The following is a 23,118-nucleotide window of genomic DNA, read 5'->3' on the forward strand; positions in this document are numbered from 1 at the left end:
TTGGCTGCAGTCTCAAGAATTTCCTTGCTTCTCTACTGCCGCAACCCAGTTGTGCCAATTTTGTTCAGAACCGGCGAAAACATTGATATCCGTCGGACCTTTGATGCCGGGGATGACGCCCGTAGACGTATATTGCCAGAAGGCCCAGCTACGATCCGCGTAGGTCTCTTTCGGATGCTTGGCAACGGAGCGAACCCAGAAGTGATAGTCCTTGAAATAGCCGACTAGATTTTCGCGATGGAAATCGACCGAAGTATAGATGATCGGGCGCTTGCCGTAATAGGCCTGCAGGCGATCCATAAAGCGCTTGATCTCGCTGCGCACCGTTTCAGGAGCCGGTCTGGTCTTGCAAGTAGGGGAGCCCGGGTTCCATTCGACGTCCACGACGGGCGGAAGCGCCATGGCATCTTTCGGCACATTGCGGATGAACCAATCAGCCTGTTCGTCGGCCGTCGAGCAGAAATAGAAGAAATGATAGGGCGCATGCAGAAGTCCCGCAGCGCTCGCTTCATTCCAATATTCGGTGAAGCGCGGGTCGATCCGGTCCTTGCCTTCCGTCGCCTTGATGAAGACGAAGGCGACGCCGGAACCCTTGACGGCATTCCAATCGATATCGCCCTGCCATTTGGAAATATCGATGCCATGGATCGGATGGCGTTGTGGATGATCGCGACCGAAATCCTGGGGTTTCGTGTCGGCAAATCTGGTCTTGGGAAGGGCTGCCGTCGATAAGGCATCATAGCCCGTTGTGCAGCCAGTCAGAACAAGAGCGAGCGGCAGTAAGCATGCCAGAAGCCGGCGCATAGATATCCTGTTATGGCCCGAGTGATCTTGCTGCCCCAAAATTTGGCTTCCGTGATGTGGTCCCCGAGAATCGGAGAGAGCGCCAGACCATACCGTTGCCAGCTGGTCTTGCCACTTTATTCACCATATCAACGTAAAAAATGCGTTATCTTCAAGCAAATTCTTATGCTTGCGACTGAAGGAGCCGGATTTTACGCCGAAATCTGTCGCCACTCAGGCGTCGTGCCGGGTCGCTACAGCCCGCCAGGCATAACCGCGGCCAATCTTTTCGATTTTCACCGTCATGCCTCGTGCTGCAGCTTTTTCTTGGAGAACCGTCAGAAGATCGGCACGGGGCGTGACGTGAAATTTCTTCAGCCAGCCTTTGAGCATGGCCCGGAACCAGCCCGGCAATCCTTCCTGCTGGCCGAAATCGACGATGTGAAGCTCGCCGCCCGGTGCAACAGCGTCGAGCGATGCATCGATAGCGCTTGTCCAGTCCGGGATCATCGACAGCGCATAGGAAATCATGACGCGGTCGAAGCCCTCAGTGCCGAAATCGGCGGGCGAGAAAGCGGTGGCATCGGCGGCGCGAAAATCCGGCATCTGTTTCAGTCCGCGGAAATTATTGCGGGCGGAGATCAGCATTTCCTGCGAGATATCCAGGCCATAGAGGCGAGCGGAGGGGAAGCGCCGATAGGCGAGGAGCATATTGCGGCCCGTGCCGCAGCCCACTTCCAGAAGCGAGCCGCCGGAGGGAACATTCAACTGTTCGATAGTTCGATCGCGGCCGAACAGATAATATTTACGGGTCAGGTCATAGATGTGACGCTGATAACGGTACATGCCATCCATCAGCTTGGCATGGTTATTCGCGCTGGTTTCTATGCCCGTATCCGCCTGGCTCACGCTTTTTTCCCGTAGATGTGGAAGCCGCCATAGATGGCCGAGCGATCACGAACATTGAGTTCCTGTGAACGCTCCTCGAAATAGACCCACTGATCGCGGATCGCCGGAGAGAGGCGACCTTCGATGATGCTCTTTTCTGCGGCGGTGCGGAAGATGACGCGGGCGCCTTCGCGCGCCGTGCGGGTGATCTCCGCCCAAAGGCCGTTGAGTTGTTCGTCGGTCATCCAGTCCTGCGCATCGAGGAGGACATAGCGATCGCGCGAGGCAGCTGGCTTCGAAGCGAGCAGTTCGGTGAAATTGGCGTGGTGGACACTCACGCGATCGGCATTGGCACGGATCGCCTCATAGTGTTCCGGCTTGAGATAGGTGGGCAGGGGGCCTTGGTGCTGAGCAGCGTAGCGCCGAGAGAATGCCTGCCAGGCAAAGTAATTGTCGCGCATCGGGAAATGACAGGCGAGCTTTTCGAGCCGGTGTTTCAGCACGGCGGAAATAGAATCGTCGCCTGCGAGGCTTGCAAGCTCGTCATATTGCTGCGGCGGGATACCGAGGCCGAAGAGCGAGCTTTTGCGGCCGAGCAGCCAGCGGACCGCCGGCTTATCGAAGATCGGCGCGATCTCCTCCTCGAAGAACTGACGCTGCTCGCGCATGGTGCGGGCTTCCGTCATCCTGTCGAGGCGAACGCCGTGAAGGCGCGCCAATATATGAGCGGCGCCGATAAAGCGGCCGAGAAGGCCGGTCTTATAGATGTTGCGGTTGAAGACCGTGATGCGGCGCCTACCATAGAGATCGCGACCATTCCAGTAGTCAGCGGTTGCCACGTCGAGGCGCGGCGCGATGAACTGGTCGTAGGCCTGGCTATTGGCTGCAATGTCGGGCGTTCCGAAGAAACGCACTAGGTCCGCATGACCGGGAAGCAGGCGGAAGGCGGCGAGCTTCAGCTTGTTCAGTGCGATATGGTGGCGGTTGAGATCGACGACATCGATGGATGCCGGATTTTGGGAGAGGTAGGCCAGCATATTGCAGCCGCCCGAACCGATGGTGACGATGCGATGATGCGCCTGTAGCTCCATCGCCTCCATATCGATATCCGGATCTTCCCAGATCTGCGGATAGACAAGGCCGGAAAACAACATGCCGAACAAGCGCTCGGAAAGGCCTGCTTTGGACAGTGCCTTGTGCTGCAGCACAGCGTCCTTGAGTTTCCGGTTCTTTTGGAGACCGGCATCCGGGGCGAATTCCGTCATCTGAGTCTTGTCACCGATTTGTGAAGTTCAGGGCGTTTAACCCGGCAATACTACAGTCTGATGACGCGGGCTGTTGGCAGACCAGGGCGGAGAGCATCCTTGCACATATTTAAGGAGCCCTAACCATCATGGGTCTTTCATCTTGCCGCGTTTCCTGATTGTCTCCGCCTACATTTCTGGAGAGTATGTGACATGCGTTTGATATCGAGAGTGATCGGGGCTCTTATTGTTTTGCTGCTGATCATTGTCGCCGGCGGAGCCGTCTGGCTCTCTCTTTATCCGCCGGAATTGCTGAAAGTTGGCGATGGCTACGCCGCAAAGATCGTCTGCTCCAACACCTTCGTGGCCAAACGGGACCCGGACAAGGTGATGGAGGAGGATGTGCAGGCTCCCGGCAATCCGGCATTGAAGCTCATTCGCGTTTATGTCGACCGGGATGAGGGCGTGGTCACGGCCCGTTTCCTGGGATTGTTCGCGCCGAACCGTGCGCTTTATCGCGGCGCGCTCGGTTGCGCGCTAGTGCCGGACGGTGATCTGCAAACGGCTCGCAGCGCCGTTTTCCTCAACAAGGTGAAGGCGCCGAAGAACGATGCGGTGTGGCCGGATGGAGATACGGTGAACCTCGGTCAGGGCGATGTCGGGAAGAAGCTCGCCGATACCGTATCGAATCTGGATCTGGCCGGGCCGGCTATGCGGGCGATCGTCGTCGTCAAGGATGGCCGTATCGTTGCTGAGAGCTATGGCGACGGCTTCAGCAAGGGAACACCGCTGATCGGCTGGTCGATGACGAAAACGGTCAATGCCGCGATTATCGGCCGTCTCATGCTGGCCGGGCGCATGTCCTTCGACGATCAGAATCTTCTGCCGCAATGGAGCGCGGATTCGCGCAAGGACATCAAGCTCAGCGATCTTCTCGCCATGGAAAGCGGGCTTGCGTTCAACGAATCCTATGGCACCGTATCGGATGTAACGCGCATGCTCTATCTCGACCCGGATGTCACCAGCCTGGCAGCCAATGCGCGTCAGACGACAGCGCCGGGCGAGCGTTTTAGCTATTCCAGCGGCACGGCAGCGTTGCTTTCTCGCCTCTGGATGAACCGGCTGCCCAATCTGAGCACTGCCATCTCCTATCCACGCGAAGCGCTCTTCGGGCCACTCGGCATGTATAGTGCTGTTTTCGAGGCCGATGAGCGCGGCACCTTTGTCGGCAGTTCTTATCTTTATGCCAGCGCCCGGGATTGGGCGCGCTTCGGCTTGTTTCTGCTGCAGGATGGGGTTTGGAATGGGCATCGCCTGCTGCCGGAAGGTTTCGTCGGCGCCATGCGCACGCCGACGAATGCCTCAGAGGGGGTCTACTCGCAGGTTCAGACCTGGCTTGCTGGTCCCGGCGGCTCGAATGCCCAATTCGGCCTGCCTGTAGATACATTTTGGATGACTGGTCACGACGGCCAAACGGTTGCAATCGTCCCGTCCGCCAATCTCGTCGTCGTGCGGATGGGACTGACGCCGACATGGGCGGACTATCGGCCGCAAATCCTGCTGAAGCGGATCATGGATGTTATTAAGCCGGCCACGAACTAGGCCGGCTTCTTAGAGATGTCTCGATAAAATCAGTAATTGCCGTTGGCGACGTCCGTGAGGCCCTTGCGCTTGGCGTCGTAGTAATAGCCGCGTGCATAAAGCTGGACGGCACTGGCTTCCTTGTTTTGGGCCTTGCTGTCCGCCGTCATCCAGGCGCCGCGCAGATACTTGGCGGCGTATTTGATGTTGGTTTCGGCATCAAGGAGGCCGGATGCCGGGCCTTCGTAACCCATGGACTTCGCGGTATTATACTTGATCTGCATCAGGCCGAAATATCCGGCGCGGTTATAGGCCTTCGGATTGTAACGGCTTTCGCGGTGAACGACGCGATGGATCAAGGATTCCGGAATTTCGTAGAGCTTGGCGTATTTCTGGATGAGCTTCGAAACGTAGCTCTTTTCCTCAGCCGGAACATCGGAATCATAATTCGCAGTATTGGTGGTGGTCATGACAGCTGGCACCACCGTCGGACCGCTGCTGTCGAAATTGAAGTCGTAATGCATTCGGTTGTCCGCATAGAGCGGAACGCCCATCTGGGCGGGCGTGGCGAAGGCGACTTCTGCCTGCGGCGTCGAACCTGGACGCGGCGTCGGAACGGCGACCTGAATGGCTGCAACATCCGATGTCATCGGAATGGCCGGCTGGCCCTGAGCCATGGAGGAGGAAACCGGCGTGAGCGCGGCATCACCGGGACGCGCCGGATTGGGCATGGGGATGGCGACCACGGAAGGCATCAGAGGGACGTCGGACGCTGCATAGGCTGCTGCGGCTGACGTGCTGCCGGCGGTGGCGCCCGTTGCAGCGGCGATTGCGGCGGTTCCCTGATTGGCAGCGCTCGCAACCGGCGTGCCGAAACGTCCCGCGTCCATCTGCTGCTGGCTTACAGCGGCGATGTTAGTCGTGCCTGGAACAACGCGACCGGACTTTGTCATTGCCGTTTGTTGCGGCTGCCGCGGACCGATGAAATTCGGCGATACCGCCGCCATTGCGACGCCGCCTGCTGCAGGCGCGGCCGCGCCAGTTGCGGTCAGGGTCGTATTCGGATGCGGCACGTTGGCGTGTGCCGACGGGAGTTCTGCCTGAGACGTCTGCTGCTGAGTGCTTGCACACCCGGCGAGAGCGCCGCACATCATTGCCGACAAGGCAACGCTGCGCTTCAGGCTGGGAAATCCGATCGTTACCATTCTGTCACTTTCGAAAAAACCAAACCTAATTTCGATGCAATTCGGCCACAGGACCGCCAAATTCGGTCACAGGATCGATAAAATTATGAATCCCCATTAACCTATCCGTGATCGCCTCGCAACCCTGCACCGGCTCAGGCGGCCATCCGGCGATATCCGGCGGTCACTGCACCGGCTGCAATCAACAGTGTTCCGCCCGTTCGGTTAACGGCGCGTTGCACGCCAGCCTTGCGGATGAAGCCGCGTGCCATATCGGCGACGAATACATAAATAAGCGAGTTCAAGGCTGCTAAAGTGAGGAAAGTTGCCTCTAGAATAAGCGTTTGCTGAAGAAATGGCTTCGACATATCGAGAAATTGCGGAACGAACGCAATGAAGAACACGATGCTCTTCGGGTTGAGTGCCGTTACAACATATGCGTGTAAGAGAATTTTTAACGGTTTTTCCTCTGGGAGATTGTCGTTATCGCCCATCGGTCCCGTCACAATGGGGGCTCTCCAGAGCTTGATTCCGAGAAAAACGAGGTAGGCTGCGCCGATCAGCTTCAGAATCGTGAATAGTGTCGCTGATGTGGCGAGAAGGGCACCGAGACCGGCGAGCGAAGCGGTCATTGCCGTGAAATCGCCGAGCGTGACGCCGGTCACCGTTGCCAGCGCCGTCTTGCGGCCGTGGCCCAGTGCATAGGATATGACAAGGAGAATGGTCGGGCCGGGTATGGCCAGCATGATGCAGGAAGCGGCGGCGAAAGCGAGCCAAGTTTCGATGGACATGGAATCCTCCCTAATTCCTATTTCGCCGCCAGCAAAGACATCGGATTAGCGATCCGTCAACCCGACTGATGGACAATCGGGCCGCCTAATTGTCAATCAGTGCGTTGATCGGAGATCCATCAGGCCTGTGTGTATTTCTGCCCGATATGCGCCATGACCTCGGCGAACCAGGGAGCAGAGATATCGAAGGCTTTGCCGCCCTTGATGCGCGGGAATTCGATAACGCGCAGCTTGCCGCCCTGACCTTCGTCATGGCCGGTGACGCCCGATACCTTGTTGAGCGCGTTTTCCACGGCAAGATCGACCATGCCCTGGATCAAGCGGAGATCTTCGCCGTTTGCCGCTGCGGAGCGTGCGAAATAGCCTGACTTCTGCACCATGGAGCGTTCGGCGCCAATAATGGCTGCAAACTGCTTCTGGAACCAGCCGCCGACATTGATGGTATCGATCTTCACGTGACCGAAGGCGTCGCGCTTGACGCTCTCCCCAGCCGCTTCGCGTTCGGCGACGATCGCATCAAGACCTGCGCCTTCCGAAACGAACAGCGTCACCTGGCCGGTCTTTTCCATAATGGTGCGCAGACGTTCGCCTTCTGCCTCGATATCGAATGCCATTTCCGGCAAATAGAGCCCGTCGATACGCTTCAGATCGGCATTCATCATGAAGCCCTCGACATATTCATTGGCACTGGTTTTCTGAATGTAGGCGCGCGCGGTTGCCGCGGTCAGCCAGCCACAGTGGCGGCCCATGACTTCATGGATGACGAGCGTCTTTGGGGCGGCGGTCTGTTCGTTGCTGACATTATCGAAGAAGTCAGCGCCGACTTCGGCAGCCGTCCAGGCACCGAGAGACTGGCGGATCGGCACGACGTCGTTGTCAACCGTTTTTGGCAGGCCGACGACGGTCAGGTCATAGCCATTAGCGCCGAGATAGGCGGCGAGATCGGCGGCCGTCGTGTTGGTGTCGTCGCCACCGATCGTGTGGAGGATAGTGACGCCATCGGAGGCAAGTCGCTCGGCTGCCACGCGTAGCGGGTTTTCGCCTTCCTTGACCAGGCCACGCTTGACGCAGTCTGCGATGTTGGTGAGCTTGACGCGGCTGTTGCCGATCGGCGAGCCGCCGTAACGGTGCAGCAGATGGGCCTTTTCGCGCATGGCCGGTGTCACTTCGATGCTGTCTCCCAGCAGAACTCCCTGGTAGCCTGAACGATAGGCTATAATGTCGAGGTCAGGCGCCACATCGCTATAGCGCTCGATCAGCCCGCCAACGGCAGACGAAAGGCAGGGCGCCAACCCGCCGGCAGTGAGCATTGCGACTTTCTGTTTGGCCATGGAGATCCTCCTTGCAGGCAAGCTGCTTCATTTCAATGGTTGCGGTGGAATGGATGCGACAGGCGGACATGGGTGTAAAGTAAAGAATTTAAGAAATTCGCGGTTTGTGTCGGCTCGAGCGCAAGGGTCGGGGCGATTGGCCGGCCGCTCGCAATGCAACATCATTACCAAATTGTGAAAAGTGTTTTCGCCCTTGCGACGAATGGACTGCTTGCAATAGCAACCATTATTTGATCAAGGTGTTCTACTGTTTAAGTGGATATCGAGACCGGCATGTCGTTCTGGGAAAAATTGCTGAATGCTATCGGTAGCACTGCCGGCAATGCCCTGTCGGCGGTGGTCGAGGCCATTCGCACCGTCTTTGAAGGTGATCCGGAAACGCGCCGCAAAGTGGCGTTTTCCGTCGCAATAATCGCTCTGTCCGCCAAGATGGCGAAAGCGGATGGCGTGGTCACGGAAAACGAGGTCAATGCATTCCGCGAGATCTTCGAATTCCCTCCCGATCAGGCGAAAAACGTCGCTCGTCTCTATAATCTGGCGCGTCAGGATGTGGCCGGTTACGAAGCTTATGCGGAGCGGCTGTCCTCCCTTTGCGAGACCTGCACGGCGAATTGCCCGGTGCTGGAGGATGTGCTCGACGGTCTCTTCCACATCGCCAAGGCCGATGGCCTGATCCATGAGAAGGAAATGGCCTTCCTTCAGCATGTCGCCGAAATCTTCCATATGAGCGAGGAGCGATTCGAGCAGATCATGGCGCGTCATGTCAATGTTGCCGGCCGCGATCCCTATAAGGTGCTCGGCGTCTCCCGCCAGGACGATTTTCCGACGATTCGCCGCCGCTACCACGGCCTCGTCTACGAAAACCATCCGGATCGCCTCGTGTCGCGTGGGGTACCGGAAGAGTTCCATGCCATCGCCAACGAGCGTATGGCAGCTCTGAATGCGGCTTATGCCGAGATCGAGAAAGAACGCCGCGCAGCATGAGTGCATTCAAGGCCGATTTCGCTCGCGCCCGTACGCAGCCTTCGCCGAATCATGGCGAGAGGCGGGGCGGGCGTCGGCCTGATATCATTCTTCTGCATTATACCGGCATGGGCACGGCTGAGGGCGCGCTCGATTGGCTCTGCCGCTCCGAGAGCCAGGTTTCCAGCCATTATTTCGTCTTCGAGGATGGCCGCGTCATGCAGCTTGTCCCGGAAGAGCGTCGTGCGTGGCACGCGGGCAAGAGCTCCTGGCACGGCGAGACTGATATCAATTCATCGTCGATCGGCATCGAAATCGCCAATGCCGGCCATCCCGGCGGACTGCCGGAATTTCCCGATGCGCAGATCGAAGCGGTGATCGAACTGTGTCGCGATTGCGGCCAACGCTGGGCAATCGCGCCTGAACGGGTGCTCGGACACTCTGATGTTGCCCCTGTGCGCAAGGTCGATCCGGGTGAGAAATTCCCCTGGGCGCGGCTCGCCGCAGCGGGTGTCGGACACTGGGTTGAGCCGGCTCCGATCACCGGCGGGCGTTTCTTCCAGAAGGGCGATGTGGGACAGCCGATCGAAGCCTTGCAGTCGATGCTGTCGCTTTACGGCTATAATACTGAAATAAATGGCGAATTCTCGGAAAAACTGAAGGGCGATGTCGAAGCCTTCCAGCGCCATTTCCGGCAGGAACGCGTGGATGGCATTGCCGACTTTTCGACGATTGACACGCTTCATCGACTGCTGGCCGCGTTGCCACGCTATTCCTGAATTCGCTCCATCCAGTTATAGGCATTATAGCCGGCTATAGATGCGGAAACGCGTAACACACTGCTACGCCACAGCTTTTCCCTATTATCTCCGCATTACATTGGTCTAACGACGCTCGCTGAACGGCGGTCGCGCCGTCTGGGTTTGTGTGTCGCGCGGCCGTAGAAGACTAATGGGGACTGTGCACTCCGGTGGCTCTTTTTGCCTCCAGCCGGACGTGATGGTTTTGGCTATCCGCGGTCCCGCCCCTGGAGACAAAAGACTACATGAAAAATTTGATTGTTGCGGCTGTGGCATGCATGGGCGTGCTGCTGGTGGGATATGATTGCGCCTCTGCGGGCGAGCGCCATGCAAAGCAGAAAACGGTTTCTCTCAAAATTGTCAGCCGCACCACCGGCTTCCCCGTTCCCAATGTTCCCGCCGAATTGCGCGATGCCGAGACCTCCTTCGCACGGCAAAATCGCTACTCCGCATTGATTGCCAGATATGCCAAGCAGAACGGCGTCGCAGTCGAACTTGCTACTGCCGTCGTCCAGATCGAAAGCAATTTCAATCCTAAAACTCGTGGAAGCGCAGGTGAAATCGGCCTGATGCAGATCAAGCCGGCAACAGCCCGGCTGATGGGATATACCGGAGGGGCCAAGGGGCTCTATGATCCTGAAACGAACATCAAGTTCGGCATGAAATATCTCGCCATGGCACAGAATCTTGGCGGCGGTTCGACCTGCAACACTATCCTCAAATATAATGCTGGCCATGGCGCCACGCGCATGAACCCGATCTCGAAGCGCTATTGCGGCAAGGTGCTGGCGCTTCTGGACTGACATCCGCTCGTCGAGGGATTTCGGGTAGGGCGGAATCGCTTTCCGTGCTATCGAAAGCGCGACTATGGATGAGGGTTATAGCATGGCAGCGGATTTCAGGTTCATCGTCGTGGGCCGGGGCATGATGGGAGCAGCGGCTGCCCGTCACCTGGCAAACCAAACGGATGGCATCGCCGTCATCGGGCCGGATGAACCTGAAGATCGCGCCAGCCACCAGGGTGTTTTCGGTAGCCATTACGACGAGGGCCGCATCACTCGCACGATTGATCCGGATACGGATTGGGCTCGTCTCGCAAACCGTTCGATCACCCGCTACGCGGATATTGAACGCGATAGCGGCATCCAGTTCTATGCGCCTGTGGGCTGCCTGGTCACAGGCCCGAAGCGCGGCGGCAAGACGACCTATGTCGGCGACGTCGTGGAAGCAGCCGGCAGGCTCGGCGTTCAAACTGAACTTCTCGATGATGCCGGACTCAAGGCCAAGTTTCCCTTCTTCGCCTTCGCGTCGGGAAGCGAAGGGGTATTCGAACCGCACGGGGCCGGCCATATTAGCCCGCGGCGGCTGGTGAAGGCACAATCGCTGCTGGCGGAAAAGGCTGGCGCGCGCATCATCAAGCAGACAGCGCTGTCGATCCGCGACGAGGGCGGTCTTGCGGTCGTCAAGACGGCGGAAGGCGAGGCATTCAAGGCCGAAAAGATTCTGCTGGCCACCGGCGGTTTCTCTATTGCCGAGAATCTTTTGCCGCGACCTGTTGAGATGAAGGTTTATGGACGTACGGTCACGTTCTTCGAGGTCACTGAGGCGGAGGCAGAGGCGCTTTCCAGCATGCCTTCCTTGATTTCAGTGGCGCCTGAAGACGTGGACAGCATCTATATGCTGCCGCCGATCCGTTACCCCGACGGCAAGTACTACATCAAGATCGGCGGCGATCCAGACGATCTGCAATTCGAGAGCGAAGCGGAATTGCGTGCCTGGTTCCGCACACCTGGCCGCGACAAGGCTCGCGAACATCTGGTGCGGATTTTCCATGAGCTTGTTCCCGGCATGAAGCGGCCGCCGTCTTTCACCAATTCATGCGCCATCTCCTATTCGCCGACCGGCTATCCCATGATCGGCTATACGTCTTCCTCGCGCATCGCGGTCCTGATGGGCTGCAGCGGCACTTCGGCCAAGAGTTCCGATGAAATCGGCCGGCTGGGGGCGGAGCTGCTGCTCGCAGGTCGAATCAAGGATCAGGGCTACAGTGCGGATTTCTCAGCGCATTTCCGCAGCTGATATAGGCTTCCGACAAAGCGCATATTTCGGTAGCAATTGCGGACGGTCTCGGTTAATGAGCCTGTGCCAGTTGGCCGGGCAGCCGCGCTTCATCAATGCCGAAAGGCGATGGGGTGAGGAAAGTCCGGGCTCCACGGAAACACGGTGCCGGATAACGTCCGGCGGGGGCAACCTCAGGGAAAGTGCCACAGAAAGCAAACCGCCCGGTTTTCGGATCGGGTAAGGGTGAAAGGGTGGGGTAAGAGCCCACCGCGTCTCTGGCAACAGCGACGGCACGGAAAACCCCACCGGGAGCAAAACCGAATAGGGATGACACGGGGCGCGCAAGCGCTCCAGCCTGTTTCCGGGCCGGTCATCCGGGTGGGTTGCACGAGGCGTCGCGCAAGCGGCGTCCCAGATGAATGGCTGCCACGTTCCGGCTTCGGCCGGAGCCATACAGAACCCGGCTTACAGGCCAACTGGCAAATCATCGCGTTACTTCAAACGGCGCGCCCAACGGTTCTGCCTAATAATTTTTGAGCTGCCGAATGCCCTGAATTTCAGGGCTTCTCGGCCTCGGTCGGTGAAGGTTTTAACCTGTGAAAACAATCCGTTTCGGGACGTATCCTGAAGCCGATCCTAACCTTTCGTTAAACTTAACGTCTTATGAATATTCAGGCTGCGGCCACGTCTGACGTGGCTTCATCCCATTGACGCCCATATGGTCCCATGGTATCCCAAAAGAACACTGCACAAGGGCAAATCAGAGCCCAATCATCGCAAAGCCGTGGTCGCTCCCGTTCTGGGAGTGTCGAGGGAGTGTCGGCTCCTTCGGCTTGCGAAGCTGTGTCCGATTTTGGCTGTGTCCGCGAGCGTGTAGCGGCTTGCAGGGCACGGGGAACGGGTGTTTCGCGTCATGAACCGCTTCCTGTCAAATGCGACCAACCGGATCGATTCCAAGGGGCGGGTTTCCGTGCCCGCGGCGTTTCGTTCCGTGCTGGCCGAGCGCAATATCCAGGAGCTTTATTGTTTCCAGGATTTTGTGTTTCCGGCGATCAGCGTCGGTGGTCTCGATCTGCTCGATCGCTTCGAGCGGCAGATTGCGGCGGACGGCCCGTTTTCGCCGGCGGCGAACCAGATGTCGCTCCTCATTCATGGGGGCGGGGTCTTCATGAAGCTCGATGCGGAAGGGCGGTTGATGGTCACGGATTTCATTCGCGACTTCACCGGAATCGTAAGCGAAGTGACTTTTGTCGGTCGGGCGGATCATTTTCAATTGTGGCGACCGGAGGCCTTTCTGGCCTTGCAGTCGCAGGCACGAGAGGAGCGCAGGCTGGCGGGCGGGCGCTTAGAATAGAGCGGAGAAACGGAATGGCGGCGAATTCAGGCGCAGGTTCTTCTGATGCCGGTGGCGGACCAGTTCGGCACATTCCGGTTCTTCTTTCTGAGGTGATTGAGGCGCTCGCCCTGGCGCCCGGCAAAACGATCCTCGATGGAACATTCGGGGCTGGCGGCTATACGTCGGCCATTCTCAAGGCCGGCGCCGATGTAGTTGCGCTCGATCGCGATCCGACGGCGATCGCGGCAGGGCAGGCGCTTGTTTCCGCCCATGCTGGCCATCTCAAGCTCATTCAATCGCAGTTTTCTCAGTTGGCCGAGCATGCTCCCGAAGGCGGCCTCGATGGCGTCGTGCTCGATATCGGCGTCTCCTCCATGCAGCTCGATGAGGCCGAGCGCGGTTTCTCCTTCAGCAAGAACGGCCCGCTCGACATGCGGATGTCGGCAAGCGGTGTCTCGGCTGCCGATGTCGTCAATCGTGCCAAGCTCGCCGATCTCATTCGCATCTTCGTGTTTCTGGGCGAGGAAAAGCAGGCGCCGCGCATCGCTCATGCAATCGAGAAGCGGCGTGCGGAAGCTCCTTTCGTGACCACCCGTGACCTGGCGGGCCTGATCGAGGTCGTGACGCCGCGAAAGGCGAAGGACAAAATCCATCCGGCGACCCGCGTCTTTCAAGCCTTGCGCATTTTCGTCAATGACGAACTCGGCGAGCTGGCTCAGGCATTGTTTGCAGCCGAGCGCGTCCTCAAGCCGGGCGGGCGCCTCGTCGTCGTGACGTTCCATTCGCTGGAGGATCGGATCGTCAAGAAGTTCTTTGCCGACCGCTCGGGTCGTGCAGCTGGATCGCGTCACATGCCGATCGTGAATGAGCGGCCCGCCACTTTCGAGCCGGTTGGCAAATCGATGGTTTCTGCGAGCGATGCCGAGGCGGAAGCCAATCCGCGCGCTCGTTCGGCCAAGTTGCGTGCGGGGGTTCGCACCTTGGCTCCAGCTGAGGCGGCAGATCTTTCGATCTTCGATCTGCCCAGTCTCGCCAGTCTTGAAAAGCTTGGGGGCTAAAATGCTGAAGACTTTTGACATCGTGCTGATCGGCGTCATGACGGCCATGGCCAGCGTGACCTATACGATCAAGCATCATGCCGAGTTGAAGCTGGAAGAGGTTCGCCGCCTCGAATCCGAAATCAAGCTTGAAAGGGATACGATCGATCTCCTCAAGGCGGACTGGGCGCTGGTTTCTCAACCGAACCGCCTCGAGCGCCTCGTCAATACCTATAATAGCGAACTTCAACTGCAGCCGACGCTTTCGACGGCGATCGTCCAGCCGAGCGAACTTCCGATGTTGCGCTCGCAGCTCCCGCCGCCAACGGTGACGGCGTCTAACGATCCGAAGAGCGGCAAGGCGATCGGGGCCAAGGGGGGCGCCTCCGCAGCTTCGAGCAATGGCGATACGACGGATGCGCTGATTAGGAAGGCCATCGCCGATGTCGCGGCGGCTCCGGCACCGCGACCGAAACCGCCTGCTCTTGCCAAGCGCAAGAAGCAGGATGTCGACAACATGGCAACGGGATCGGTGAGGGATTAATGTCTTTTCTTTCTCGCATCATGGTCCTGAAGAGCAAGGCCCATTTCTCGACGGACGGCAATAATCGCCCAAACGATGGATTCTCCCGTTCGACATTCGAGGGCGCACACAAGCGCAAGTCCAGTCAGGCAAAAAGCCGCGTTGTACTATTGGTTGGAAGCTTCATCGCGATCTACTGCCTGATTGGCGGTCGTCTTGCGCAATTCGCCATGACCAAGCCGGATATCACCTCAAGCATTCTGCCGCCCGATCGGCTGATGGCCTCGCGGCCCGATATCGTCGACCGCAACGGCGCCCTCCTGGCAACGGACATTCGTACCGTTTCCCTCTTTGCCGAGCCGAACAAGATCATCGACGTGGACGAGGCCGTTGAGGAACTGCGTAAGGTCCTGCCGGATCTCGATGCCAAGTCGACCTATAAGAAGCTTTCGGCAAAGTCCTCGCACTTTGCCTGGCTCCGTCGGCAGTTGACACCGAAGCAGCAGAGCCAGATTTTGGCGCTCGGCATTCCTGGCATCGGCTTCCGTCCTGAGAAACGCCGCTTCTATCCGGGCGGCACGACCGCTCCCCACATTCTCGGCTATGTCAATATCGACAATCGCGGCGTTGCCGGAATGGAGAAATATATCGACGACCAGGGGCTCGCTGATCTGGCGGCCGCCGGCATGACCAACGATCAGCCGCTGCAGCCGGTAAAGCTTTCCATCGATCTGCGCGTGCAGGGCATCGTTCGCGATGCGGTCGTCAATGCCGTAAAGAATTTCCAGGCCAAGGGCGCGGGTGCCGCAGTGCTCGATGTCCACACCGGCGAGGTTCTCGGCATGGCCTCGGCTCCGGACTTCGATCCGAACTATCCGAACGAAGGCGCTTCGGAAGGCTGGCTGAACCGCATGACGAACGGCACGTTCGAAATGGGGTCGACCTTCAAGACCTTCACGATGGCGATGGCGCTGGATGATGGCAAGGTGACGCTGCGGGATGCCTTCGATGCCACTAATCCAATCCGCATTGGTGGCTTTACCATCAAGGATTTCCACGGCCAGCGTCGTGTTCTGACCGTTCCTGAGATCTTCCAGTACTCCTCGAACATCGGCACGGCCAAGATCGCCGATATTGTCGGCATCGAAGGGCATAAGGAATTCCTCACTCGGATCGGCCTCCTTACGAAGATGCAGACCGAGTTGCCTGAAGTGAAGATGCCCTCGCAGCCACGAGTCTGGAAGAAGATCAATTCTATCACGATCTCTTTCGGCCACGGTGTCTCTACCACGCCGTTGCAGACAGCTGTCGCGGGAGCTGCACTCGTCAATGGCGGCAAGCTGATCGAGCCGACCTTCCTGCCGCGCACGCGTGATCAGGCCGATGCCATCGCCAAGATGGTCGTGAAGAAGAGCACCAGTGATGACGTGCGCTTCCTGCTCGAGTTCAACGGCACCAGGGGCTCGGGTCGTAACGCCCGTGTTCCCGGCTACAATGTCGGTAGCAAGACTGGCACGGCCGATAAGGTGGTCAACGGTCGGTATTCCAATACGCTGAACTTCAATACCTTCATGGCCGTGTTTCCGATCGACAACCCGCAATACATCGTCATGACCTTCATCGACGAGCCGAAGAGCGGCGAGCGTGGCGGCGGGACGATTTCGGCCTTCACGGCGTTGCCGATCGCCCGCGACATCGTCGCTCGCGCGGCGCCAATTCTCGGGGTACAGCCCAGTTTTGGAAAAGATGACTCGGCCTTGCTGGCGTCTTATTAAGCGTGAAAGAATACACACGTCGATTCGCGAGGGGCGGACTGATCGAGAAGGCGAAAAGTACATTCGATGAACTTGCGGGATATTGCCGGAAATGAATTTCCGGAACTCAACACATATATTGGCGGAGCGCTTGGCGATCTTGAGATAAGCGGGATTTCCGCCGACAGCCGTAAGGTGGCGCCAGGCATGGCTTTTGTTGCCGTTGCTGGCACGAAGGCGGATGGAGTAAGTTTCATCGCCGATGCCGTTTCGCGCGGCGCTTCCGTTATAGTTGCGGGTCACGTGGCCGATGCCGGTAATGTGCCGCTGCTGCAGGTTGGCGAGCCGCGCCGGTTCCTCGCTGTCGCCGCTTCCCGTTTCTACGGACGCCAGCCGAAAACCATGGTGGCGGTGACGGGTACGGCCGGCAAGACTTCAGTTGCCTCCTTTACGCGCCAGATCTGGGCTCACGCCGGTCATCCGTCCGCAATGATCGGCACGACGGGCGTCGTTTCACCGACCCGCAACGAATATGGCGCGCTGACGACGCCCGATCCGGTGTCATTGCACAAGTTGCTGGCCGAACTGGCGGACGAGGGCGTCACGCACGCGGCAATGGAAGCATCCAGCCATGGCCTCGACCAGTTCCGGCTCGACGGAGTGAAGCTTGCTGCCGCTGCGTTCACCAATCTCGGCCGCGATCACATGGATTATCATCCGACGGTCGAGGACTACATGGCGGCCAAGATGCGGCTGTTCCGCGACTTGTTGCCGAAGGGGTCGCCGGCTGTCATCTTCGCAGATGATACCTGGTCTCCCCAGGCAATCGAAGCAGCGCGCGACGCAGGACAGGATATCCGCACCGTCGGGCGCAAGGGTGATTTCCTGACGCTGAAGCGCGTCGAGCATTTCCGCCACAAGCAAATCGCCGAAGTTCATGTCGGCGACGATATCTTCGAAGTTCATATTCCGCTTGCCGGCGATTTCCAGATCGCCAATGCACTTGTCGCTGCCGGTCTTGCGATTTCAACTGGCGTTGCCGCGCCGGTCGCCATGGCCGCGCTCGAAAAGCTCGTTGGGGCATCGGGCAGATTGGAGCTTGTGGGGCATACGCATGATGGCGCGCTTGCCTATGTCGACTACGCCCATAAGCCGGATGCGCTTGAAAATGTTCTGAATTCGGTGCGGCCGTTCACGACGGGACGTGTCATCGTCGTCTTCGGCTGTGGCGGCGATCGCGATCGCGGCAAGCGTCCGATCATGGGCGAGATCGCCTGCCGTCTAGCCGATGTCGTTATCGTCACCGACGATAACCCGCGCTCGGAAGATCCAGCAACGATCCGCGCGGAAATCATGGCGGCCGCTGCTTGCGCGACGGAGATCGGCGATCGTGCCGAAGCAATCCGCAAGGCTGTCGGGCTGCTTAAATCCGGTGACACGCTGATAGTTGCCGGCAAGGGGCATGAGGAAGGTCAGACGATCGGTGGCGTCACGCTGCCGTTCTCCGATCATGCCGAATTGCGCAAAGCATTGGAGGATTTGAAGTCTTGAGCTGGTTATGGACAACTGAGGATCTGATCGCTGCAATCTCGGGCCGTTTCGTCGGATCGCTGCCTGAGGGCATTACGGGCATTTCCATAGACAGTCGTTTCATCCAGCCGGGTGAAGCCTTTTTCGCCATCAAGGGCGATCGCGTCGACGGCCATGACTATGCCAATATCGCTATGGCGAACGGCGCCGCTTTTATCGTGATTAGTGAGGCACGGCTGCCGGCTATGGGTAGCCTGGCCGTACCGAAGGTGGTCGTGGACGACGTCCTGGCAGCGCTTGCGCGGCTCGGCGTCGCCGCCCGCAAGCGTACGCGGGCGAAGATCATTGCTGTCACCGGTTCGGTCGGCAAGACGACGACCAAGGAGATGCTGCGCCGCGCGCTGACGCCTTCGGGCAAGGTGCATGCCTCGGTTGCTTCGTTCAACAATCATTGGGGCGTGCCGCTGACGCTGGCGCGTATGCCCGAGGACACCGACTTCGGTGTTTTCGAGATCGGGATGAACCATCCCGAAGAAATCAGGCCGCTCGTTAAGATGGTGCAGCCGCATGTCGCAATCATTACCACGATTGCGCCGGCCCACCTCGGCAATTTCAACAGCATCAGTGAGATCGCGGCCGCGAAGGCGGAGATATTTGACGGCGTCGTGCCGGGCGGTCATGCCATTCTAAATCACGACAATGATCAGTTCGAGATGCTGGAGAAGGCTGCCCTGGCCGCCGGAATCGAGCACATCCATAGCTTCGGCCAGCATGCGAAGGCCGATGTTCGCCTCGCCGAATTCAATGCTTCGGAAGAGAATTCAACGCTTTGGCTGACGATCGGCGGCGAGACCATGGAAGTGGCGCTCGGCGCGCCGGGCCGTCACATTGCGGAAAACGCGCTTGCCGTGCTTGGAGCCGTCATGCTCGTGGAAGCCGATCTGGATCGGGCGGTCGATGCGCTGGCCGACCTGCAGCCGGAAAAGGGTAGGGGTCAACGCCACAAGCGGGCGATCGGCAACGGCTATTTCACGCTGATCGACGAAAGCTACAACGCCAATCCTGCTTCCATGCGCGCGGCAATCGCGCTGCTGGCGACGACATCGCCACAGGCGGGACCTGGTGGACGGGTTGGCAGGCGGATCGCCGTGCTCGGCGATATGTTGGAAATGGGGGATTATGCCCAGCGCGTGCATGCCAACCTTACGGGGCCGCTGCTTGCGGCTGGCATCGAGCATGTCTGGCTTGCTGGTCCGGAGATGGCGGCTTTGAGGGATGAGCTGCCGGAAAGCGTTCATGTCGAATATCACGAGACGACTGAGGAGCTCTCGGAATTCGCGCTCAATTCTGTCGCCCCCGGCGATGTCTTGATGGTGAAATCGTCGCTGGGAATGGGGTTTGGAAAGATCATTGCGGGCTTGCTTGACAAATTTCCCGCATTTTCCGACACGGGCCCCCATACCCATCAGGGGCTTTAGAAAGGGCTCTTATGCTGATCTGGCTTGCCGAACTGTCGGACCATATTCATTTTTTCAGTACCCACTTCAGATTCCTCAATCTGTTCAGATACATCACGTTCCGTACCGGCGGTGCCCTGTTCACGTCAGCGTTGATCGTTTTTCTCTTCGGACCGCGAATCATCTCCTCACTGCGTGTGCGTCAGGGTAAAGGGCAGCCGATCCGCGCCGATGGTCCGCAGACCCATTTCAAGAAAGCCGGCACCCCGACCATGGGCGGCCTGATGATCCTCGCCGGCATCGTCGTCTCGTCGCTGCTGTGGGCTGATCTTGCCAATGTCTATGTCGTCGCCACCTTGCTTGTGACACTCGGTTTCGGTGCGATTGGCTTCTATGACGATTATCTCAAGGTCACGAAGCAGAGCGACAAGGGTTTTTCCGGTCGTGCCCGCCTCGGCATTGAATTCGTGATTGCCGCGATTGCCGTCTATTTCATGATGACGACGGCGCTATCCTCCGGTCCCGCCGGCTCTACCTTCGGCTCGTCGATTGCCTTCCCCTTCTTCAAGAGTCTGCTGCTCAATCTCGGCATGTTCTTCGTATTTTTTGGCGCTTTCGTCATTGTTGCCGCCGGTAACGCCGTCAATCTGACCGACGGTCTGGACGGACTGGCGATCGTGCCTGTCATGATCGCAGCCGCATCCTTCGGCGTCATCGCCTACCTCGCCGGTAACTTCGTCTTTGCAGACTATCTGGCGATCAATTTCGTGCCCGGAACGGGTGAACTGGCTGTCGTTCTTGGTGCTGTCATCGGCGCCGGCCTCGGCTTCCTCTGGTTCAATGCGCCGCCGGCGGCAATCTTCATGGGCGATACAGGTTCGCTGGCTCTTGGCGGCATGATCGGTTCCGTTGCCGTCGCCACCAAGCACGAGATCGTCATGGCGATCATCGGCGGTCTCTTCGTGCTTGAGGCGCTTTCTGTGATCATCCAGGTCGGCTTCTTCAAGATGACGAAGCGCCGCGTCTTCCTGATGGCGCCCATCCACCACCACTTCGAAAAGAAGGGCTGGACGGAAAGCCAGGTCGTTGTGCGTTTCTGGATCGTCGCCGTCATTCTGGCGATGATCGGCCTTTCCACCCTGAAGCTGCGGTGAGGCAAGAATGATCCCCGTCACCACGCTGAACGGAAAGAAGGTCGCTCTCTTCGGCCTCGGCGGCTCCGGCTTTGCCACTGCGCGCGCGCTCGTTGCAGGCGGCGCCGATGTGACGGTCTGGGACGACAATCCGGACAGCGTGGCGAAGGCGGCTGCCGAGGGAATAGCGGTCGCCGATTTGAGGACGATCGACTGGGGCAGCCTGTCGGTCTTCGTGCTTTCGCCCGGCGTGCCGCTGACGCATCCAAAGCCGCATTGGACCGTCGATCTCGCCCATGCCGCCGGCGTCGAGATCATCGGCGATGTCGAGCTTTTCGTGAGGGAGCGGCGGGCGCATGCGCCGGATTGCCCGTTCATCGCAATCACCGGAACGAACGGCAAATCGACGACGACGGCGCTGATCGCCCATATCCTGCAATCGAGCGGGCGTGACACGCAGCTCGGCGGCAATATCGGTACGGCGGTGCTGACGCTCGATCCGCCGAAGTCCGGGCGTTTCTACATTGTCGAATGCTCCTCCTATCAGATCGATCTGGCGCCGACGCTCAACCCGTCCGCCGGCATTCTGCTGAACCTGACGCCCGATCATCTCGATCGCCATGGCACGATGCAGCACTACGCTGACATCAAGGAGCGGCTCGTCGCGGGCAGCGATGTTGCTGTCGTTGGCGTCGATGACAGCTATTCCTCCCTGATCGCCGACCGCGTCGAACGAGCCGGCGGCAAGGTCACGCGAATTTCGCGCCGGCATGCCTTGGCGGATGGCCTCTATGCCGAAGGCAGCCGCATCCTACAGGCATCCAATGGTGCGGCAACCGAGATCGCCGATCTCCACGGTATCCAGACCCTACGCGGCGGCCATAATGCGCAGAATGCGGCGGCAGCAATCGCCGCCTGCCTTGCCGTCGGTGTTTCCGCCGAGGAGATCCGGGCCGGGCTGAAATCTTTCCCAGGTCTCAAACATCGCATGCAGCCTGTGGGAAAGCGCGGGCGGGTCGTCTTCATCAACGATTCCAAGGCGACCAATGCGGATGCGGCAGCCCCCGCGCTTTCGAGCTACGATAATATCTACTGGATCGCGGGCGGTTTGCCGAAGGAGGGTGGCATCACCAGCCTGGCGCCGCTCTTTCCCCGTATCGCCAAGGCCTATCTGATCGGTGAGGCGGCACCCGCCTTTGCGGCGACACTTGGCGATCAGGTTCCTTACGAGATTTCCGGCACGCTGGAACGCGCCGTGGCACATGCTGCCGCGGACGCTGACAGGGAAGAGCACGAGTCTGCGGCGGTGATGTTGTCACCGGCCTGCGCAAGCTTCGATCAGTATAAGAATTTCGAGGTCAGGGGCGACGCCTTCGTCAGCCATGTCGCGGCGATCGATGGTGTCACCATGCTGATCGGTTCAGCAACTGGAGGCAAATGATATGGTAAGCCGCGTTGAACGTGGGGCCTTGGCCGAATGGTTCTGGACCATCGACCGCGTGTTTCTCGCCCTTTTCATCCTCTTGATCGGCATCGGCTTCATGTTGTCCTTCGCGGCTTCGCCGGCGGTAGCGGAGCGTATCGGGCTTGAGCCGTTCCACTTCGTCAAGCGCCACGCCCTTTTCCTCGTTCCGGCGCTCGCGGCGATGATCGGTATTTCCTTCATGACGCCCCGACAGGTGCGAAGGACTGCCGTCATCCTGCTGATTGTATCGCTGGCGATGATGCTTTTCGCGCTTTTCTTCGGCATCGAGGTCAAGGGCTCACGGCGCTGGGTCAATATCGCGGCCCTGTCGATCCAGCCATCGGAATTCATGAAGCCGGCGTTCGTCGTCGTCTGCGCATGGCTATTTTCCGAGCATGCCCGTCAGCCGGAGATTCCCGGTAATCTTTTCGCCATCATCCTCTTCGGCATTGTCGTCGCCCTGCTCGTCGCGCAGCCTGACCTTGGCCAGACGATCCTGACGACCGCCGTCTGGGGCGGCATGTTCTTCATGGCCGGCATGCCCTGGCTGTGGATCATCGTGCTCGGCGGCCTCGGCGCGGGCGGTTTCGTCACCGCCTATTACGTTTTTGATCACGTCGCGCAGCGCGTGAACAAGTTCCTGACAGGTGAGGGCGATACGTTCCAGGTCGACACAGCCAAGGAAGCGATCGTCCATGGGACCTGGTTCGGTGTCGGTCCGGGCGAGGGCACCGTCAAGCGCATCATTCCGGACGCCCATACCGATTTCATCTTCTCGGTCGCGGCCGAGGAATTCGGCGCCATCTTCTGCATGGTGCTCGTGCTGATCTTCGCCTTCCTCGTGCTGCGCGGCCTGTCGCATGCATACAAAGAGAAGAACGATTTCAACCGGTTTGCCGTCGCCGGCCTCGTGCTGCAGATCGGCATCCAGTCGATCATCAATATCGGCGTGAACCTGCAGCTGCTGCCGGCAAAGGGCATGACGTTGCCGCTGATTTCCTACGGCGGTTCGTCGATGACAGCGATCTGCGTGACGGCAGGCTTCATCTTGGCGCTGACGCGTCACAGGCCGGAAAAGCGCGCGCAGGATCGGACCATGTTCCGCGTCACGCACGGTTTGCCCGCGGAGTGATCGTCTTGGTACTACCGGCCATCTGCTCTTCATCTCTCCTGCCTGCCCTTTATTCTCCGGTCGCTTTTCCCGAAGCGCCGGTCTATGAGGGGGGCTTGGCCCGCGCCGATGACGCGGTCGGGGCG

General features: G+C 59.0%; 20 protein-coding genes and 1 other RNA gene. 15 read left to right on the plus strand and 6 right to left on the minus strand.

Annotated elements, in window-relative coordinates; genetic code table 11:
* Positions 1-12: 12 nt before the first annotated feature.
* The 3 genes from ACYJRZ_RS03040 to ACYJRZ_RS03050 form a co-directional block, all read right to left on the minus strand.
* Positions 13-804, minus strand: coding sequence for a glycoside hydrolase family 25 protein (locus ACYJRZ_RS03040; RefSeq protein ID WP_459455944.1), 792 nt, complete (start codon positions 802-804; stop codon positions 13-15).
* A gap of 213 nt (positions 805-1,017) precedes the next feature.
* Complete coding sequence (locus tag ACYJRZ_RS03045) at positions 1,018-1,692, minus strand: class I SAM-dependent methyltransferase (protein ID WP_459455946.1); 675 nt, start codon at positions 1,690-1,692, stop codon at positions 1,018-1,020.
* Positions 1,689-2,936: a BtaA family protein gene (locus ACYJRZ_RS03050; protein ID WP_459455948.1), complete on the minus strand. Its 1,248-nt coding sequence runs from the start codon at positions 2,934-2,936 to the stop codon at positions 1,689-1,691. Before ACYJRZ_RS03050 ends, ACYJRZ_RS03045 begins: the two co-directional genes overlap by 4 nt.
* Positions 2,937-3,128: 192 nt before the next feature.
* Here ACYJRZ_RS03050 and ACYJRZ_RS03055 point away from each other — a divergent pair, with 192 nt between their 5' ends.
* Positions 3,129-4,517, plus strand: a complete 1,389-nt coding sequence (locus tag ACYJRZ_RS03055; protein WP_459455950.1) for a serine hydrolase domain-containing protein — start codon at positions 3,129-3,131, stop codon at positions 4,515-4,517.
* A 29-nt stretch (positions 4,518-4,546) separates the two neighbouring features.
* On the opposite strand, the gene ACYJRZ_RS03060 is transcribed toward ACYJRZ_RS03055, so the two are convergent.
* From ACYJRZ_RS03060 to ACYJRZ_RS03070, 3 genes are all read right to left on the minus strand, one after another.
* On the minus strand, positions 4,547-5,701 hold the full coding sequence (locus ACYJRZ_RS03060; protein ID WP_459455952.1) for a transglycosylase SLT domain-containing protein: 1,155 nt from the start codon (positions 5,699-5,701) through the stop codon (positions 4,547-4,549).
* A 134-nt stretch (positions 5,702-5,835) separates the two neighbouring features.
* Entirely contained in the window at positions 5,836-6,471 is a 636-nt protein-coding gene (locus ACYJRZ_RS03065) for a LysE family translocator (RefSeq protein ID WP_459455954.1), read from the minus strand.
* 119 nt (positions 6,472-6,590) lie between these two features.
* Positions 6,591-7,802: a pyrophosphate--fructose-6-phosphate 1-phosphotransferase gene (locus ACYJRZ_RS03070; RefSeq protein ID WP_459455956.1), complete on the minus strand. Its 1,212-nt coding sequence runs from the start codon at positions 7,800-7,802 to the stop codon at positions 6,591-6,593.
* A 273-nt stretch (positions 7,803-8,075) separates the two neighbouring features.
* Here ACYJRZ_RS03070 and ACYJRZ_RS03075 point away from each other — a divergent pair, with 273 nt between their 5' ends.
* The 14 genes from ACYJRZ_RS03075 to ftsW all read left to right on the plus strand — a co-directional run bounded on the left by ACYJRZ_RS03075 (position 8,076) and on the right by ftsW (position 22,993).
* Entirely contained in the window at positions 8,076-8,786 is a 711-nt protein-coding gene (locus ACYJRZ_RS03075) for a TerB family tellurite resistance protein (RefSeq protein ID WP_459455958.1), read from the plus strand.
* Positions 8,783-9,544, plus strand: coding sequence for an N-acetylmuramoyl-L-alanine amidase (locus ACYJRZ_RS03080; protein WP_459455960.1), 762 nt, complete (start codon positions 8,783-8,785; stop codon positions 9,542-9,544). The genes ACYJRZ_RS03075 and ACYJRZ_RS03080 overlap by 4 nt, the downstream gene beginning before the upstream one ends.
* A 266-nt stretch (positions 9,545-9,810) precedes the next feature.
* The gene (locus ACYJRZ_RS03085) at positions 9,811-10,368 is read left to right on the plus strand and encodes a lytic transglycosylase domain-containing protein (RefSeq protein ID WP_459455962.1); all 558 of its coding nucleotides are present in this window, start codon (positions 9,811-9,813) and stop codon (positions 10,366-10,368) included.
* A gap of 82 nt (positions 10,369-10,450) precedes the next feature.
* Positions 10,451-11,644, plus strand: coding sequence for an NAD(P)/FAD-dependent oxidoreductase (locus tag ACYJRZ_RS03090; protein ID WP_459455964.1), 1,194 nt, complete (start codon positions 10,451-10,453; stop codon positions 11,642-11,644).
* Positions 11,645-11,710: 66 nt separating this feature from the next.
* An RNA gene (gene rnpB, locus ACYJRZ_RS03095) (RNase P RNA component class A) lies at positions 11,711-12,110 on the plus strand.
* 429 nt (positions 12,111-12,539) lie between these two features.
* Positions 12,540-12,980 carry a division/cell wall cluster transcriptional repressor MraZ gene (gene mraZ / locus ACYJRZ_RS03100; RefSeq protein WP_459455966.1) on the plus strand — a complete coding sequence of 147 codons (441 nt, stop codon included), beginning with the start codon at positions 12,540-12,542 and terminating at the stop codon, positions 12,978-12,980.
* Positions 12,981-12,994: 14 nt separating this feature from the next.
* Complete coding sequence (gene rsmH / locus ACYJRZ_RS03105; RefSeq protein ID WP_459455968.1) at positions 12,995-14,020, plus strand: 16S rRNA (cytosine(1402)-N(4))-methyltransferase RsmH; 1,026 nt, start codon at positions 12,995-12,997, stop codon at positions 14,018-14,020.
* Position 14,021: 1 nt separating this feature from the next.
* Entirely contained in the window at positions 14,022-14,543 is a 522-nt protein-coding gene (gene ftsL, locus ACYJRZ_RS03110) for a cell division protein FtsL (protein WP_459455970.1), read from the plus strand.
* Positions 14,543-16,297 (plus strand): peptidoglycan D,D-transpeptidase FtsI family protein, encoded by a 1,755-nt coding sequence (locus ACYJRZ_RS03115; RefSeq protein WP_459455972.1) that lies wholly within the window; start codon positions 14,543-14,545, stop codon positions 16,295-16,297. Before ftsL ends, ACYJRZ_RS03115 begins: the two co-directional genes overlap by 1 nt.
* A 66-nt stretch (positions 16,298-16,363) precedes the next feature.
* Positions 16,364-17,827, plus strand: coding sequence for a UDP-N-acetylmuramoyl-L-alanyl-D-glutamate--2,6-diaminopimelate ligase (locus ACYJRZ_RS03120; RefSeq protein WP_459455974.1), 1,464 nt, complete (start codon positions 16,364-16,366; stop codon positions 17,825-17,827).
* Entirely contained in the window at positions 17,824-19,284 is a 1,461-nt protein-coding gene (locus ACYJRZ_RS03125) for a UDP-N-acetylmuramoylalanyl-D-glutamyl-2,6-diaminopimelate--D-alanyl-D-alanine ligase (protein ID WP_459455976.1), read from the plus strand. Before ACYJRZ_RS03120 ends, ACYJRZ_RS03125 begins: the two co-directional genes overlap by 4 nt.
* Positions 19,285-19,295: 11 nt before the next feature.
* Positions 19,296-20,417, plus strand: coding sequence for a phospho-N-acetylmuramoyl-pentapeptide-transferase (mraY, locus tag ACYJRZ_RS03130; RefSeq protein ID WP_459455978.1), 1,122 nt, complete (start codon positions 19,296-19,298; stop codon positions 20,415-20,417).
* A gap of 7 nt (positions 20,418-20,424) precedes the next feature.
* A complete protein-coding gene (gene murD, locus ACYJRZ_RS03135) occupies positions 20,425-21,837 on the plus strand; it encodes a UDP-N-acetylmuramoyl-L-alanine--D-glutamate ligase (protein WP_459455980.1) in 1,413 nt (470 codons plus the stop codon).
* Between the two features lies 1 nt (position 21,838).
* On the plus strand, positions 21,839-22,993 hold the full coding sequence (gene ftsW, locus ACYJRZ_RS03140) for a putative lipid II flippase FtsW (protein WP_459455982.1): 1,155 nt from the start codon (positions 21,839-21,841) through the stop codon (positions 22,991-22,993).
* The last annotated feature ends 125 nt before the right edge of the window (positions 22,994-23,118 follow it).

This window comes from Rhizobium sp. No.120, assembly GCF_054558365.1.

What these genes read in the sequence shown, in the direction of transcription:
- mraZ (WP_459455966.1), top strand. Translation starts at nt 12,540, where the DNA reads ATGAACCGCTTCCTGTCAAATGCGACCAACCGGATCGATTCCAAGGGG.
- ACYJRZ_RS03070 (WP_459455956.1), bottom strand. Translation starts at nt 7,802, where the DNA reads ATGGCCAAACAGAAAGTCGCAATGCTCACTGCCGGCGGGTTGGCGCCC.
- murD (WP_459455980.1), top strand. Translation starts at nt 20,425, where the DNA reads ATGATCCCCGTCACCACGCTGAACGGAAAGAAGGTCGCTCTCTTCGGC.
- ACYJRZ_RS03115 (WP_459455972.1), top strand. Translation starts at nt 14,543, where the DNA reads ATGTCTTTTCTTTCTCGCATCATGGTCCTGAAGAGCAAGGCCCATTTC.
- ACYJRZ_RS03080 (WP_459455960.1), top strand. Translation starts at nt 8,783, where the DNA reads ATGAGTGCATTCAAGGCCGATTTCGCTCGCGCCCGTACGCAGCCTTCG.
- ACYJRZ_RS03050 (WP_459455948.1), bottom strand. Translation starts at nt 2,936, where the DNA reads ATGACGGAATTCGCCCCGGATGCCGGTCTCCAAAAGAACCGGAAACTC.
- ftsL (WP_459455970.1), top strand. Translation starts at nt 14,022, where the DNA reads ATGCTGAAGACTTTTGACATCGTGCTGATCGGCGTCATGACGGCCATG.
- ftsW (WP_459455982.1), top strand. Translation starts at nt 21,839, where the DNA reads ATGGTAAGCCGCGTTGAACGTGGGGCCTTGGCCGAATGGTTCTGGACC.
- ACYJRZ_RS03065 (WP_459455954.1), bottom strand. Translation starts at nt 6,471, where the DNA reads ATGTCCATCGAAACTTGGCTCGCTTTCGCCGCCGCTTCCTGCATCATG.
- ACYJRZ_RS03120 (WP_459455974.1), top strand. Translation starts at nt 16,364, where the DNA reads ATGAACTTGCGGGATATTGCCGGAAATGAATTTCCGGAACTCAACACA.
- mraY (WP_459455978.1), top strand. Translation starts at nt 19,296, where the DNA reads ATGCTGATCTGGCTTGCCGAACTGTCGGACCATATTCATTTTTTCAGT.
- ACYJRZ_RS03090 (WP_459455964.1), top strand. Translation starts at nt 10,451, where the DNA reads ATGGCAGCGGATTTCAGGTTCATCGTCGTGGGCCGGGGCATGATGGGA.
- rsmH (WP_459455968.1), top strand. Translation starts at nt 12,995, where the DNA reads ATGGCGGCGAATTCAGGCGCAGGTTCTTCTGATGCCGGTGGCGGACCA.
- ACYJRZ_RS03075 (WP_459455958.1), top strand. Translation starts at nt 8,076, where the DNA reads ATGTCGTTCTGGGAAAAATTGCTGAATGCTATCGGTAGCACTGCCGGC.
- ACYJRZ_RS03040 (WP_459455944.1), bottom strand. Translation starts at nt 804, where the DNA reads ATGCGCCGGCTTCTGGCATGCTTACTGCCGCTCGCTCTTGTTCTGACT.
- ACYJRZ_RS03055 (WP_459455950.1), top strand. Translation starts at nt 3,129, where the DNA reads ATGCGTTTGATATCGAGAGTGATCGGGGCTCTTATTGTTTTGCTGCTG.
- ACYJRZ_RS03085 (WP_459455962.1), top strand. Translation starts at nt 9,811, where the DNA reads ATGAAAAATTTGATTGTTGCGGCTGTGGCATGCATGGGCGTGCTGCTG.
- ACYJRZ_RS03060 (WP_459455952.1), bottom strand. Translation starts at nt 5,701, where the DNA reads ATGGTAACGATCGGATTTCCCAGCCTGAAGCGCAGCGTTGCCTTGTCG.